Origin of the sequence: Roseateles sp. PN1 (assembly GCF_038419725.1) — a bacterium.
Classification (GTDB): domain Bacteria; phylum Pseudomonadota; class Gammaproteobacteria; order Burkholderiales; family Burkholderiaceae_C; genus Paucibacter_A.
In genome coordinates this window covers 50,604-65,250 of sequence record NZ_JBCARA010000017.1, presented here as the reverse complement: position 1 = coordinate 65,250, position 14,647 = coordinate 50,604, and the positions used below count along the sequence as shown (strand labels likewise).

13 protein-coding genes are annotated in these 14,647 nt (G+C 64.0%); 8 read left to right on the top strand and 5 right to left on the bottom strand.

Annotation, left to right across the window (positions count from 1 at the left end):
* The first annotated feature begins 156 nt into the window (after positions 1 to 156).
* The 6 genes from AABB87_RS21180 (at position 157) to AABB87_RS21155 (ending at position 7,382) form a co-directional block, all read left to right on the top strand.
* Positions 157 to 1,299, top strand: coding sequence for an SGNH/GDSL hydrolase family protein (locus AABB87_RS21180; RefSeq protein ID WP_341973290.1), 1,143 nt, complete (start codon positions 157 to 159; stop codon positions 1,297 to 1,299).
* A 21-nt stretch (positions 1,300 to 1,320) separates the two neighbouring features.
* Complete coding sequence (locus tag AABB87_RS21175) at positions 1,321 to 2,046, top strand: hypothetical protein (RefSeq protein WP_341973289.1); 726 nt, start codon at positions 1,321 to 1,323, stop codon at positions 2,044 to 2,046.
* The gene (gene lnt / locus AABB87_RS21170; RefSeq protein ID WP_341973288.1) at positions 2,043 to 4,562 is read left to right on the top strand and encodes an apolipoprotein N-acyltransferase; all 2,520 of its coding nucleotides are present in this window, start codon (positions 2,043 to 2,045) and stop codon (positions 4,560 to 4,562) included. The genes AABB87_RS21175 and lnt overlap by 4 nt, the downstream gene beginning before the upstream one ends.
* Before the next feature lie 153 nt (positions 4,563 to 4,715).
* Positions 4,716 to 5,150: a LiaI-LiaF-like domain-containing protein gene (locus AABB87_RS21165; RefSeq protein WP_341973286.1), complete on the top strand. Its 435-nt coding sequence runs from the start codon at positions 4,716 to 4,718 to the stop codon at positions 5,148 to 5,150.
* Positions 5,147 to 5,842 (top strand): LiaI-LiaF-like domain-containing protein, encoded by a 696-nt coding sequence (locus AABB87_RS21160; RefSeq protein ID WP_341973285.1) that lies wholly within the window; start codon positions 5,147 to 5,149, stop codon positions 5,840 to 5,842. Before AABB87_RS21165 ends, AABB87_RS21160 begins: the two co-directional genes overlap by 4 nt.
* Before the next feature lie 187 nt (positions 5,843 to 6,029).
* Entirely contained in the window at positions 6,030 to 7,382 is a 1,353-nt protein-coding gene (locus AABB87_RS21155; RefSeq protein ID WP_341973284.1) for a S1C family serine protease, read from the top strand.
* A 134-nt stretch (positions 7,383 to 7,516) separates the two neighbouring features.
* Here the strand turns inward: AABB87_RS21155 and AABB87_RS21150 are convergent, their stop codons facing one another.
* From AABB87_RS21150 to AABB87_RS21135, 4 genes are all read right to left on the bottom strand, one after another.
* Complete coding sequence (locus AABB87_RS21150; RefSeq protein WP_341973283.1) at positions 7,517 to 8,989, bottom strand: peptide MFS transporter; 1,473 nt, start codon at positions 8,987 to 8,989, stop codon at positions 7,517 to 7,519.
* Between the two features lie 106 nt (positions 8,990 to 9,095).
* Entirely contained in the window at positions 9,096 to 9,731 is a 636-nt protein-coding gene (locus AABB87_RS21145) for a hypothetical protein (protein WP_341973282.1), read from the bottom strand.
* Between the two features lie 55 nt (positions 9,732 to 9,786).
* Positions 9,787 to 10,467 (bottom strand): rhodoquinone biosynthesis methyltransferase RquA, encoded by a 681-nt coding sequence (gene rquA / locus AABB87_RS21140; RefSeq protein WP_341973281.1) that lies wholly within the window; start codon positions 10,465 to 10,467, stop codon positions 9,787 to 9,789.
* A gap of 246 nt (positions 10,468 to 10,713) precedes the next feature.
* Positions 10,714 to 11,355 (bottom strand): MBL fold metallo-hydrolase, encoded by a 642-nt coding sequence (locus AABB87_RS21135; RefSeq protein WP_341973310.1) that lies wholly within the window; start codon positions 11,353 to 11,355, stop codon positions 10,714 to 10,716.
* 175 nt (positions 11,356 to 11,530) lie between these two features.
* Between AABB87_RS21135 and AABB87_RS21130 the strand changes: the two genes are divergently transcribed.
* On the top strand, positions 11,531 to 12,889 hold the full coding sequence (locus AABB87_RS21130) for a glutamine synthetase family protein (protein WP_341973280.1): 1,359 nt from the start codon (positions 11,531 to 11,533) through the stop codon (positions 12,887 to 12,889).
* Positions 12,890 to 12,931: 42 nt separating this feature from the next.
* Here AABB87_RS21130 and AABB87_RS21125 read toward each other — a convergent pair whose 3' ends face one another.
* Positions 12,932 to 13,795: an HDOD domain-containing protein gene (locus AABB87_RS21125; protein ID WP_341973279.1), complete on the bottom strand. Its 864-nt coding sequence runs from the start codon at positions 13,793 to 13,795 to the stop codon at positions 12,932 to 12,934.
* A 154-nt stretch (positions 13,796 to 13,949) separates the two neighbouring features.
* On the opposite strand from AABB87_RS21125, the gene AABB87_RS21120 reads away from it, so the two are divergent.
* The gene (locus AABB87_RS21120; protein ID WP_341973278.1) at positions 13,950 to 14,618 is read left to right on the top strand and encodes a transglutaminase-like cysteine peptidase; all 669 of its coding nucleotides are present in this window, start codon (positions 13,950 to 13,952) and stop codon (positions 14,616 to 14,618) included.
* The last annotated feature ends 29 nt before the right edge of the window (positions 14,619 to 14,647 follow it).

The following is a 14,647-nucleotide window of genomic DNA, read 5'->3' as shown; positions in this document are numbered from 1 at the left end:
GGCTTTGTGGTCTTGCTGCGCTGCAGCGCAGGGATTCCCCGCAGCACCGCGTTGGGGCAGGGTGCTAATGTCTCAGCGCTTCGGCACGGCGTCTGGCAGCTCGGCTGGCCTCGGGCGCTTCTTTCCTTTCGAAATCAATCGTTCAAGGAGACACAGATGTTGACAATGACTCCCGATCTAGCCAGACCCCGCCCGCGCCGCACCGGCGCGCTGCAGGCCCGCATGCGCACGGCGCTGTGCACCCTTTTGCCCGCCATGCTCTTGCTGGGGGCGGCCGCACCGGCCAGCGCTAACACCTTGACGCAGAACGTGTCCTGGACCATAGACCGCGCCGGCACCACAGCCAAATACCGAGTGGTGGCCTACGGCGATTCCATCTACGCGGGCTATAACGGCTCCACCCTCAATGCGGCCAAGTATTCGGCGCCGACGGTGGACGCGGAGTATTTGTCGGCACTCTGGAATGCAGACATCGAAAGCGTCCGCCGCGCCAAGTCTGGCGCGGTGGCGGCCGATATCTACAACAACAAAATCGTGGCCGAAAAGTCTTATATGCAGGCCAGCACGACGCGGGTGGTCACCTTCGAGATGTGCGGCAACGACGGCCTGCAAGCCCGCACTGCCTTCAAGAGCCAGACCGGCACCTGCAACTACGCGGGCATGGACGCCGGGGTGAACAGCTGCAAGACCTATGTTGCGGCTGCGATGGACTTCATCAATGCCAATGCCTATGCCGGTACCAAGGTGAAAGTCATTTCCAATCTGCATTACCCGGGCTATGCCGCCGACAACGTGCAAAGCTCCTGCAAAGACGCTACGACCGGCGCCACGGTCAATTTGCAGTCGGTCTTTCTGCCCAAGCTGGCCAAGATGAATTACTGGATGTGCGAGTACGCCCGGCAAAAAGGCTTCCAATGCGCCGACAACTTTGCGCAATACATGGGGTCTGATTACGACAGCAATGGTGACGGCCAGGTCGACTCCGAGGCGCTGCGCTATGTGGCGGGCGATAGCGAGGCGGCCTATATGACGCGCATCACCAGCACGCTGCGCGCGACCCTGCGCGACGCCAATGCGCACTTCGTCTCTGCTGGCAGCAGCTATGACTACATCCAGTCGGATGACACCCACCCGACCTATAGCGGTGGCACTGTGACGGCCGGCCTCTTCGGTGGCAGCACCGGCAGCGGGGCGCCGCGCTACACCAGCTTCGTCGGCGGCAAGAGCCCGTTGTGGAATCAGTACGGCCATGAGCGTATGGGCTGGGCGGTCTCGACCTCCAATCCGTCTGCGCCCTAAGGATTGGCGCGGAGTTGCTTCATGCGTGAGCCAGCGCCGGAACGCGCTGCCTGGCGGCCCGCCAGGGGCTTGCTGCTGCTGGCCTTAGGGCTGGCGGCGCTTGGCGTGGTGGGCGGTTGGTGGATGCTGACGGCCCGTGGTGGTGAAGGCACAGCGACTGGCGCGGCGCCGCCAGTCGCTGTCGTTGCCGCCAGTGCGCCAAGCGCAGCAAGCGCGCCGATGGTGCTGACAGCGCGTGCGATCCCGCCCGCGCCAGTGGGCCCAACTGAGGGGCAGTCACGCCCTGCGGTAGTGGCAACAAGCGCGCTGCCCGCCAGCGCCACCGGCCGCATCTGGCGCCAACGCGACCCCAATGGCGACCTCTCGCCCGACCTCGCCGACTATGTGAACGAGGGCGAGCGCCCGACGATGGCCGAGGTGATTGATCGCCTGCACCAGGCCGGCGTCTACACCGGCCTGGGCGCTTTCTCACCGCCGGGCACTCGGCCGGCCCTGGTCGGGTTGGCGGTGCCCGAGGACTTCGTCTTACCTGAAGGTTATGTGCGCCATCATCAGGCCACCGATGATGGCCAGCGCATCGAGCCCATATTGATGTTCGCACCCGACTACCAATTCTTCGACGCAGCCAACCGGCCGCTTGCGATTCCCAAGAACCGGGTGGTGCCACCCGAGCTTGCGCCCCCTGGCATGCCGATGCGGCGCATTGTCATTCCCGCGCCGCTAGATTCGGCTCGGCCGGCGCCATGAGGCCCGCCAGCATTTGGACCCGGCTGCGCGATAGCCGCTGGCTGGGCATTCTGGCCAGCGCCTTGTTGTGCGGCCTGTATGCACGCGGCGGCGCGGCCTGGCTGCTTGGCTTTATGGCCTTGCTGCCCTGGTTGCGCACGCTGGATGCGGAGCCGTCCCTGGCTCGCAGCTTGCTCAACGCCTGGGCGATGTCGCTCGCCTTCACTGCCGCGGTGTTCGCCTGGTTTGGCAGCGCCCTGGGCAGCTACACGCAACTTGGCGCCGCGCCGGGCCTGGCCGTGCTGCTGCTGGCGGCGCCGCTGTTTCAGCCGCAATTCTTGGCCTACGCGCTGGTAAGGCATCTCTCCCGCCGCCGGGTGGGCGCGGCGTTAGCGGCCCTGGCTGCGGCCGCCGCTTGGGTCGCCACCGAGTGGCTTTCCCCCAAGCTGCTGGGCGACACCTTGGGCCATGGGCTTTACCCCTCGCGCCTGCTGCGCCAGGCCGCGGACCTTGGTGGCGCGGCGGGCCTTACGGTCTTCTTGCTGCTGTCGAACGAAGGCTTCACGGCCGCGCTGGCGCGGGCGGTGGGTGGTGTGCGCGCCATCGCCAAGCCTCTGGCGTTGGCCGCGCTGCCGCCGCTGCTTCTGGCCGGCTATGGCCTGTTCGCGCTGTCGGCCTTGTCAATAGAACCAAGCGAGTCGGCCACGCCGCCGCAAGCATCGCCAGCCCCCCGCCAATCCCTGCGCATCGGCCTGGTGCAATCCAACATCGTGGACTACGAAAGCCTGCGCCGGGAAAAGGGCGCAGCGGCGGTGGTGCGCGAGGTGCTGGACACCCATTACGCCATGTCCTACGACGCTGTTGAACGCCAGAATGCGGATGCGGTGCTGTGGTCGGAAACGGTCTACCCCACCACCTTCGGCCACCCGAAGAGTGAGGCCGGTGCCGAACTCGACCAAGAGATTCTGTCCATCGTCAACGCAGCCGGCGTGCCCTTTGTGTTCGGCACCTACGACCGTGATGCGGCAGGGGAATACAACGCGGCGGCTTTCGTGACGCCGGGAACGGGCTTGCTGGGCCTCTATCGCAAGACGCGGCTGTTCCCGCTGACCGAGTATTTGCCCGGCTGGCTCGACAGCCCAACGCTGCGCCAATGGCTGCCCTGGGCAGGCTCTTGGCGCCCAGGCTCCGGCGCGCGGGTGTTCCCTTTGCGTTTGGCCGATGGGCGCGAAGTTCCGGTGTTGCCTTTGATTTGCCTGGACGATGTGGATGTCAATCTGGCCATCGAGGGTGCCCGCATGGGCGGGCAGGCCATTCTGACGATGTCCAACGACGCCTGGTTCAGCGCCGATGCCCAAGGCGCCGCCTTGCATCAGGCCGTGGCCGCCTTTCGCAGCATCGAAACCCGGCTGCCGCAATTCCGCGTGACGACAAGCGGCTATAGCGCCGTGATCGACCCCAGCGGCAGCTTGATCGCCGGCTCGCGCCTGGGTGAGCGCACGCTCGTCATGGGGGAGCAGCCGATGCGGGAGCCGCCGCTGACCTTGATGGTTAGGTGGGGTGACTGGGTCGGGCGAGCGGCGGCAATTGCGCTGGTGCTGATGGCTGGCTTGGCCGCTATGACGGCCTTGGGCCGGCGCCTTGGGCTGGCCGGCGAGGGTGGCGATGCCGACGCGGCTGGCGCGGCCCTGCCCGTGGACTTCAAAGTGGCCGTGCTGCCGCCGGGCGCACGCATTGCCGCAGGCTTGCTGCGCACGCTGGCGCGCGGCAGCCTGCTGGGGATGGCGGCGGTCATGCTGCTTGGCGATACGGTTTTGCAGACCAATACCCTGGCGCAATTGCGGATCTTCGGCCTGCTCTTTCTCGCCCCGGAGGCGGCTGCTTGGTGCGTGCTGCTGGCCTTCACGGCACGCGCCCGCATCGAGGGTGAAACGCTGGTGCTCAGCCGTGGTCAACAGCGCTTGGAGCTGGCGCTGGGCGATATCGCTGCGCTTGAACCCTGGCGCCTGGCCATTCCCGGGACGGGCGCCACGCTGCGCTTGGTGAGCGGCGAGCGCTGGCCTTACGGCTTGGCCCTGGCCGACCCTGCGGCGCTGGCGCGCGCCTTGCGGTTGGGTGGCAGCGGCCACTCGTCGCAGGTCTCACGCGCCAGCCTCTATGCCGCGGCGCGCGCGGCCATGCGCCTGGGCTGGCTGGACCGCCCGCTGGTCAAGTACGGCTTGCTGCCGCTGTTGCTGGCCTTGCCGGCCTTTCGCTTGCACCAATACATCGCTTACGGCAGTGCCTTGGGCGAGTACTACAGCTTTGGCCTGCTCGCCTACGCCAAGGCCTTCGCGCTCTGGTGGGCGGCCTGGGCGATGGGTGTCATCTTGTGCGCGGCAGTGCTGCGCGCCGTGATTGAGGCGGGCACCGTGCTGGCGGTCTTGCTGCAGCCGAGCCGCTCCACCTGGATTCGGCGCGGCCTGGAGCGCTTGAGCCAGGCCGCGCTCTACCTGGGTTTGCCGACCTGGCTGCTGCTGAGGCTGTTGGCCAATTAGCGCGGCTTGGGGGCTAAGCCTCTTGCTGGCTTTTGACGTTCGTCGGCTCCCTAGGTTGTTGGCGCCATCCATCTGACCAAACGTCAAAATCCTGGCGACAGCCGGGCGGCGCTCGCTTATCGTGGCAGCCTTGCAAACCACGGAAGCTTGTCCATGTCCCAGCGCTCGCCAAGTCGCCCACGGTCGGATCGGAAACGGCCGCAAGATCATTTCTTCTTCGGGCTTTGCTTGATCGTCATCGGCGTGGTGGCGCTGGCGGAGCAGCGCGGCTACCACCTGATCGATTGGCTGAGGGTGAATTGGCCCTTGGCCATCACTGCCTTCGGTGTGTTGCGCTTGCTGACAGCGCGCAGTGCAGACCAACTTGGCAGCGGCATTTTCATCATCGCGCTTTCCGGCTGGTTCTACGCTTGCGAGACCAGGTATCTGGGCATGACTTACGTGAACAGCTGGCCGGTGCTGCTGGTCGGCCTGGGCGTTTGGAAACTATTGCAAGGGGCTTGGGGCCTGCGCGGGGAGCGCGGGGAACAAGGGGCGCGCGGAGTGCGTGCCGACATCACTGAACCGGAACAAGAAAAATCATCATGAGATCAAGAGATTCAAAACAGCAGCTGCTCTTTGGCCTGGTGCTGACCCTGCTCGGCCTGGCCTTTTTGCTGGATAACTTCCACATCTTCGATGTGCGCCGCATCCTGCCTTTTTGGCCGCTGGTGCTGATCGCTCTGGGCGTGTTCAAGCTGAGCCAGGACAGCGATGGGCGCGGCCGAGGCATAGGCTTCGCGCTGATTGCCGTGGGCAGCTTGCTGACGCTGCGGCATTTGGGCGTTTTTGACTTCCGCTGGCGCGACTTCTGGCCGCTGATCCTGATTGGCGCCGGTGTGTTCGTGATGGCCCGCGGCCGTTTGGGCGGGGCGGGCAAAGCCGGGGCCGAGGGTGTCGAACTTCATTCGGAAGATCGCATTCAGCTCAGCACCGTGCTGAGCGGAAACCAGTCCAAGATCAGCAGCCAGAGCTTTGTCGGCGGCAAGATCGAGGTGGTGATGGGCGTGGCTCAGCTGGATCTGCGCCAGGCCTCCATCGAAGGCACGGCCCAGCTGAAGATTCAGGTGGTGATGGGCAGTGTGAAGTTGCTTCTGCCGCCGGATTGGCGCGTGAGTGTGAAGGGTGAACCGGTTTTGTCTGAGATCGATGACAAGACCACGCCGCCGCTGATGAGCAGCAACAAGCAGCTGCTGATTGAGGCCGAGCTGGTGCTGGGCGGCCTGGAGTTGCGCAACTGATGGATCAGCAGGGCGACGTAGACCTTGTTCGGCTGCAAGAAGTGCATCCCAGTCAGGTGTTCGGCCTGCCCAAGATCAAACCCTGGTCGCGGCAACGCGGAGCTGCGGCATAACTCGCATAACATGCGCGCTTGCTTGATCGGCCAGAAGAAAAATTGGTCGGCGCTGACACGAGGAGATCTCCCCCATGACGACCCATTCGGCTAGCGGCCTGAGCTTGGCTGCGCTTTCTTTTGATTACCTGCCTAAGACCTGGGCGGCTTTGGTCCTGACCGTCGGCATTGGTGGTTGGGCCGCAAACGTTGAAGCCGAAATCCCGCCGCCGCCCAAGTTCAGCCAAGCTGAGGCGCGTTCGGTCAAGGGTGAGGACTTGAAGGCCACGGTCACAGTGGAGAAGATCAAGATCGGCATCCTGCAGGGCGATGAGTTGGGGCATTCCCGCTTTGGCTGGTTCTGCGGCAATGAGCAGCCCATGGTGGCGAACGAGGCTTTCTTGAAAAACTATGGGGCGCTGATTACCAGCGTCGCCACGCAAGAGCTCAAGCGCCTAGGTTATCCGCTGGCCGGCGCGGGCAAGTCCAATGCCTTTGACACCGATATTGCAGCTGCGCCCGACTTCCGCATGGGCGGCATCCTCAAAGAGGCCAAATTCGAGATCTGCTCGTTCAATGGCACGGCGGAGGGCTGGATTCAGCTCAAGATTGATTGGGCCTTGTACTCGGAGCGTTTGCAAAAAGTGGTCTATCAGGCCAGCGCTGAGGGCTTGGGCCAAAGCAAGGACAAGATCTCCGATCTGGCCAAGCGAGCGATGATTTCCTCACTCAGTAATTTTGTCGCTGCGCCCGAATTCCTGCAGGCGCTCAAGGCCGGCAAGCCCGACGAAGTGCCGGCTGCCGAGACGGCGTCAGCTGCGGCTTCGGCTGCCGCATCTGCCCAGGGCGCGAGCGCTGCGGTCAATCTGCTGACGCTCAAGGGCGGGGTCTTGGCGCCGGGTGGTGCTTTGAAGAATCAGGCCGTGCTGCGTGCGGCGGTCGTTACGCTGGAGACGGCCTCGGGCAGTGGCAGCGGTTTCTATATCGACAGAGACGGCTATCTGCTGACGAATGTGCATGTTGTCAAGGGCGCCAAATTCGTCAAGGTCAAGATGCAGAACGGGGACAAGCTGGTGGCCCAGGTGCTCAAAATCAATGAGCGCAATGACGTTGCCCTGTTGAAGACCCCGTCAGTGGAATTGGAGCCGCTGAGCCTGCGCGCTTCGACGCTAGATGTGGGTGAAGACGTTTTTGCCATCGGCTCGCCCTTGGGCGTACTGACCAATTCCATGACCCGCGGCGTGCTCAGCGCTGACCGTACTTTGCAAGGCCGGCGAGTGTTGCAGAGTGATGCCGCTGTCACTTTTGGCAGCAGTGGTGGCCCCTTGCTGGATGCTGAAGGTCGTGTGGTCGCAATCACCCAGGGCGGGGTTGCGGCCGGCAAGGGCTTCAACTTTTTCATCCCCATTCAAGACGCCTTGCACAGCCTCGACTTGAGCGTCAAGTAGGCTGCAGGTACGGCGGCTCTGTGCCGCAAACAAGCCAAGGGCCGCGATTGCGGCCTTTTTTGTTTGCATGAGGGTGGCTGCTGCATGCGGGCCCTGCGATTGGGCCCTGGGCCCTGGGCCCTGGGCCCTGGGCCTCAGGCCGGCTTGTGTTCAGGCGCGCCGATCAGCTTAAGCAGGGTCGGAATCATCAGCACCAGCAGCACGCCCACCGCCACGCTGCCCAGGCCCAGCTGGGTGAACAAGCTGGCGTAGGCCGGGTTGCTGCTCAGCGCGGTGCTGCCTGCGGGTTGGGCCACCATGCCTGAGAAGTCGGCCGCGAACAGAGAGGCCAGGCCGGTCACCAACATCCAGCTACCCATCATCACGCCCTGGTACTGGCGCGGGGCCAGGCGGCCGATCATGGCGTAGCCCACCGGCGAGATCAGCAACTCGCCCAGGCTTTGCAAGACATAGCTGGTGCCCAGCCAGACAAAGTCGACCTTGCCTTGCGCATCCGCCAGGCTGATGCCCAGCGTCAAGGCCAGAAAGCCCAGGCCCATCAGCACCAGCGAAGCGGCAAACTGCTGGGGCACGTCCACCGGCCAGCCACGCTCACGCAAGCGCGCAAACCAGGCGGCCAGCAGCGGGCCGCCCAGCACGATCACCAAGGTGTTGATGTTCTGCACCCATTGCGGTGCGATGCGAATACCCCACAACTCCAACTTCACATTGCCGACCGCAAACAGCTGCAGCCCGCTAGGCGCCATCTGGTAGAGCGACCAGTACATCAGCGAGCCCAGAGTCAGAATCAGATAGGCCCACATGCGCTTACGCTCGGGTACGTTGGTATGGCGTACCGTCAGCACGATCAGCGCCACCGCCACGCCGGCCGAGATCAGCTTGAGCAAAGACTCAGTGCCATGTGGGTGCTGCAGCAAGAACCACAGCAGCGGCACCAGGCCGGCCAGGATGGCCAAGCCGGCCGCCAGGCGCAGTTTGAAGTCGCGCGGGCTGGCTTTCAGCAAGGGCGTGTCGATGTCTGCCAGCACGCGCCAAAAGGCCAGGGCCAGCACGATGGCCAGCATATTGCCCAGGGTGGCAAACAAGAACAGGTCGGTGTAGTTCTTGCTCAGCTGATAGTGGCCGGCCACGCCAAAGCCGATGAAAAAGCCCACATTCATGCCGGCGTAGTTCCACAGGAAGGCGCCTTCACGACGGCTGTCCTCGGGCGCGAAGCGCTGCGTCAGCATCATGTTCAGGCAAGTGACATTGAGGCCGCTGCCGGTCAGGAACAGGGCCAGGCCCCAGTAGAGCAATTCCGCCGTTCCGCCGGCGATTGATCCGCAGCCCAGCACCTGCAGCACCATGCCGCCGACGAAGAGATTGCGGTTGCTCAGGAAGCGCCCGCCCAGATAGCCGCCGAACAGATGCAGGCCGTAGTTGAAGGCGCCGAACACGCCCATGATCAGGGCGGCCTTTTCGGCGTCGAACTTTAGATGCTCGGTGGCATAGAGCACGAGGCTGGAATACAGCACCGCGAAGCCCAGGGTCGAGAACATCTGGACAAAGAACAGCACGCCCGCGCCGGGCGGAATGGATGAGAAGCGGGAAGGCCGGGTCAGGTTCATGGGTGGGCGTAAGCGCTGGTTTTTTTAAAAGCTGCGGCATCTTATCGGCCAGATGGGCCGCCCCTGTTGTATCGCCAATTCATCGGCTGTGTGGCTCGGCTGCTTCTCAGCCGCTGGGCACGCTGGCGCAGTTGGCGCTGCCTTGGCGATCCACCAGCAGGCGGAATCGGCTGCCTTGCGGCAGACGGCGCCAGTTGTCCAGGGGCTGGCGGCAGACCCAGCGCTGGCCGTTCGCGGCCACCAGTTCTAACTCGTAAAACTGATGGCGTGCGCCCAAGCGCTGGCGGCTCAACTCTTGCGTGCCTTGCGTCAACTCGGGCTCGGGCCAACGCGGTGGCTCGGGGTCCACGCCTTGTCGGGAGGCTTGCCAAAGCGTGCGCCAGGTTGGCAAGGTGTAGCGGCAATGGGCGCGAAGGGCAGCCTCGGCACTTGCGGCCGCGGTAGCGGGTGCATCGACGGCTGCTCCAACCAAGCGCTGGCTTTGGATCTGCGCGCCGGCGGGCAGCTCGTCGCACCAGGCCGAGCCCAGCTCGGCGATCTGCCGCTCCACCTCGATCTCCAGGCGCCAGGTCTTGCGCAGTATTTGCACCTCCACACCGCGCGGACCGAAGAGGCGATAGGCCAAAGGCAAGCTCAGGGCCAGCAGTGCGAGTGCCAGGGCCAAGCGCGGCAACTGGGCGCGCAGGCGGCTAACTGAGCCCTGGGGTGCTGCACTTGAACTTTCGGCGGGGCGTTCTGACATGGCCGCGATTGTCGGCGCAGCTGAATGAGCTGAGCCCCCGCCACCGCATCAATGTTCAGCGGCGAATGACCAGCTTCTGATACAGGCCGCCGAAGTACAAATGCTTTTCGACCTTGAGCGGCGGGTCTTGCGCAGGCAGGAAGCTCGTCACCTCATGTCGCCACAAGTCCATGGCAAAGGGTTCCAGCCATTTGAAAACCAGCCGCATCAAGGGACGCAAGGGGTGCCAGGCTGCTGGGCGGTGATAGTCGACGATGACCAGCTTGCCACCGGGTTTGAGTACGCGCAGCCCTTCCGCCATGCTGGCGCGGCGCACCGCCTCGGGCTGCTCGTGCAGTAGAAAGAACATCAGTACCTGCTCGTAACTAGCGTCGGCAGCCGGCAAGGCGGAGGAGTCGCCATGCAGCAAACGCAGCGGCTTCGATTGGGGCAGTTTCTTTGCCAGGTTGTCCAGTTGCACGGGCAAGATGTCCAGCACATCCAGTTGTGCCTGGGGTGCCATGGCCTGTTGAAGGCGTGCTGTGAGATTGCCGTAGACGCAGGCCACTTGCAGCGTGCGGCTCGGCATGGCTTGGCCGAGTCCGCCGGGCTCGGTCAAGTCCTTGATGGCCGCGTCGCGCAAACGCGCGTAGTTGCCAAACAAAATGGCATTGACCAGCCAGCCGCGCTCAAAAGTCTGCACCGCCCTGGGGTGAACATAGGCCCACCAGTAGACCCGTTCGAGATAGCTAGGCACCAGCGGCGCTTTGGCGCGTACTGCGGACGCCTTTGTTCCCGCCAAGGCGGGCCGAGCAAGTTCGGTTGGTGAGCTGGTGGCGGTTTCAGGCATCAGACATGGCGTGACTTCAGACAAAGAGACAGCTCAAGCACGATGCAGCGCGGCAAGGAACTTGGCGTGGCGGCTGCAAATATGCCATCAAAATTGGACCTGACCGGCCGCTGCCGCTGCCGCTGCCGTTGCCGTTGCAGCAAGTTCCAGCGTTCAGGTGCCGCGGACGTAAGGGTTGGTCCGGCGCTCGGTGCCGAAGTCGCTCTCTGGCCCGTGACCGGGGATGAACACCGTGTCGTCGCCCATGGGCCAAAGCCTTTGGGTGATCGAGTTGATCAAGGTGGCATGGTCGCCGCCGGGGAAGTCGCTGCGGCCCACGCCGCCGGCGAAGAGCACATCGCCGACAAAGGCGCGCTTGATCGCGGCGCTATGGAACACCACATGGCCGGGCGTGTGGCCGGGGCAGTGGCGCACATTCAGGGTTTGCTTGCCGATGCTGACGGTGTCGCCGTCGGCCAGCCAACGCGTCGGGGTGAAGGGCTCGGCGGCGGGGAAGCCGAACATCTGGCTCTGCTTGGCCAGGCCGTCGATCCAGAACTGATCGCCCGGATGCGGGCCGATGATGGGCAAGCCCAATTCACTCGCCAGCTGACCGGTGCCGCCGGCATGGTCGATATGCGCGTGGGTGAGCCAAATGGCTTTGAGGGTCAGGTCTTGCTGGCGCACCTCTTCCAACAAACGCGGCAGGTCGCCGCCGGGGTCGATGATGGCGGCCTCACGGCTTTCATCACACCAGACGATAGAACAGTTTTGCGCGAAAGCGGTGACGGGAACGGTGAGGTAGCGCAGGGTCATGGCGGGCCGTTTGGGGCAGTCGAGGATCAGGTTCTGAATGCAGCAGTGCAAGGTAAACACGGGCGAATGGCCCGCGCATTCGATCTTAATATGGGGCTCATCGTGCGCCGGCGTCCCTCCCGGGGACCTCGGCTGATATCGCCCTGCCGAGAAGGGCATTTTTTGGAGCCTTTTCATGGCGGATGCGTCGGCAATCAAGCTGTCCCGGATGGTGTTGGAAAAAGAGCCTTATGTGCGATTTGCCGTCACCGACATCGACGGCGTCTGCCGCGGCAAGCACCTCAGCGGCGAGAAGATGGCCAGCATGTTGGAGGGCGGCGGCACGATTGCCAGCGCGGTGTTTGGCTGGGACATTGAGGATCGGCTCTACGACCGCGTCAGCTTCACCGGCTTTCACACCGGCTTCCCTGATATTGGCTTGCGGCTTGACCCCAGCACCGCACGCCAGCTGCCTTGGGATGGTGGCCGCTGGTTGATCCTGGGCGAGCATGTGCAGGCCGATGGCCAGCCTTTGCCGATCTGCCCGCGCCAGGTGCTCAAACGGGTGCTGACAAAGGCCGAGCGCATGGGCTTCACGGCCCAGGTCGGGGTTGAGTTCGAATGGTTTGTGCTGGCGGAGACCGAGCTGTCGGTACGGCAGAAGGGTTATCGCGACCTGGTCACCGCCACCCATGGCGCCACCAACTACTCGCCATTTCGCATCGATGCTCAGCAGGCGTTTGTGCGCGACTTGTTCACCAGCCTGAACGCCATGGATGTGCCGCTGGAGGCCTTGCATACCGAAGCCGGTCCCGGCAATTTTGAGGCCGCGATCCGCTACACCGAGGCCTTGCAGGCGGCCGACCGTGCGGTGCTGTTCAAGGAGTCGGTGCGGGAGATTGGCCGCCGCCATGGGCTCTTGAACACCTTCATGGCCAAGTTCTCGGTGGACTATCCCGGCTGTGGCCAGCATCTGCATCAAAGCCTTTGGCGCGATGGCCGCAACGCTTTCCATGATGCCAAGGGCGCGGCCGGCATGAGCGACACCATGCGCCACTTCATCGCCGGTCAGCTGCATGGCCTGCCGCAGTTGCTGCCGATGTACGCGCCCTTTATCAACAGCTACAAGCGCTTGGTGGACAACAACCTGGCGCCGGTCAAGCCGACCTGGGCGATTGACAACCGCAATGCCTCGCTGCGGGTGATCCCCGGCGCGGCCTCATCGCTGCGGCTGGAGACGCGCAGCGCCGGCGCGGACGCCAATCCCTACCTCGCCATTGCAGCGGCATTGGCCTCGGGTCTCTACGGCATCGAACATCAGCTAGCGCTTGAGCTGCCGGCGGTGAATGGCGCCAATCATGGGGCGGAAGACGTGCAGCGCCTGCCCGCCACCCTGGCCGAGGCCACGGCCGCGATGAGCCAGTCCAGCCTGGCCAAAGAGTTATTCGGCCAAGAGTTCGTGAATCACTTTGTCGAAACCCGCCAGTCTGAGGTGGCGCGCTTCAATCAATGCGTGACGGATTGGGAGCTGGCGCGCTATCTTGAGTTGGCTTGATCCGCCTTCGCCGGCCCGGCGAGTGGGGGCCGGAGGATGGGTTCAGGCGTGATCGAGCAAGGCGCGCAATTGGTCGTCCCAATGCTCCAGGTCTTCCGCGCTGATGTGCAACCAGGCCATGGCGGCAGCGTGGTGGGCGGCCCAGTCGGCTTCCTCGTCCAGACCCTCGTGCATGCGCATCAGGTGCTCGGCGATCAGGCCGGCGGCAACCAGGGTGTGGACTTCGGGTTCGATGTCCGAGGCGCCCATGGATTCGAGGCTGTGGTGCAGGCGGATCGCCGCCATCAGCTCCGGCGCCATATTCCAAGCGCGGGCCAGCAGGGCGCCGGCCACGGCATGGTCGGTGCGGTGGTTGGCGTTTTCGGTGGCGATGAAGGAGCGGTCAATACGCGCCGCAGCCTCCACCAGGGTCGAGCCATAGCCGCGCAAGCTTTGCAGCAGGACTGGAATGCCCACATGGCAAAACAGGCCGAAGGTGTGTGCCAGGTCGGGCGACAAGCCCGGCAGCTGCCGGGCCACAAAAGCCATGGCGCGGGCGCGTTTGGCCGAGCGCTCCCAGAAGCGGGTCAGATGTGCGTTGTTGACCGGGAAGGCATTGCGCAGCAGAAAGGCGGTCATCACCTGTGCCGTCTCGTCCAGGCCAATCCGTGTCATGGCCTGGCCCACGGTGTTGCAGGGCATGCCGTCGGACAGGTGAATGGGGCTGTTGGCCAGGCGCAGCAGGGTGGCTGACATGGCCACATCGCTGGCGGCGATGCGTGCCACTTCGGTCAAATCTGGCGGGTTGTTTGCCATCGCCTGTTGCAGCCGGGCCAGCAGCTCAGGGCATGGGGGGATGATGATTTGTTTGAGCGGTCCGGTCTGGCGCGCTTTGTCAACTTCTTGGCGGATTGTCTGGGTGCTCATGGAATACAAAGGAAATTGGCCCTGCACCTGGCCGCCATATGAGGCGCAGCCTGTAAAGTGCATCGGATTATGGCTTGCTGCATCGCTTTGCAGGCCCCTCGCCAGCTGATTTCGGACGCAACAACGCATGCTCTTTTGCGCTCAACGTGCCAAAGTGCCTAGACCGGGCTTGACCCGGCGCTGGCTGCTGCGCGTTTGCGCCAGCCTGGCCTTGACGGCCGGCGTGCTGCCTACGCTGAGCTATGCGCTGGACCGTGGCCGCTGGCTGGAGGCCGCGACCAAGGTCTCGCCGCGGGCGCTGGCCGAGGCGCAGCAGATGCTGCAGCTGATCGAGCGTGCCACCGCCATGGACGAAGTGGCGCGGGTGAGCGAGGTCAATGGCTTCGTCAACAAGCACATCGAATTTCGCGATGACATTGAGGTCTGGGGCAAGATCGACTACTGGGCCAGCCCGCTGGAATCGCTAGCCAAAGGCCAGGGCGATTGCGAGGACTACGCCATTGCCAAGTATTTCGCCCTGCTATCGGCCGGCATGCCGGTGGCCAAGCTGCGCATGGTCTATGTGCGTGCCAGTCTGGGTGGCCGCTCCATTGCGCATATGGTGCTGGCCTACTATGCACAGCCGAGTGCGGAGCCACTGATTCTGGACAATCTGATCGCCGATGTACGGCCGGCCTCGCAGCGGCCTGACTTGCAGCCGGTGTTCAGTTTCAACGGCGAAGGGCTGTGGCAAGGGGTAGGGGCAACGTCGGCGGGGGACCCGCTGCAACGTCTATCCTTGTGGCGCGATTTGCTGGCCAAGGCGCGGGCCGAAGGTTTTTAAGGGTGCTGAGAAGTGAATAGTCTTGTTGG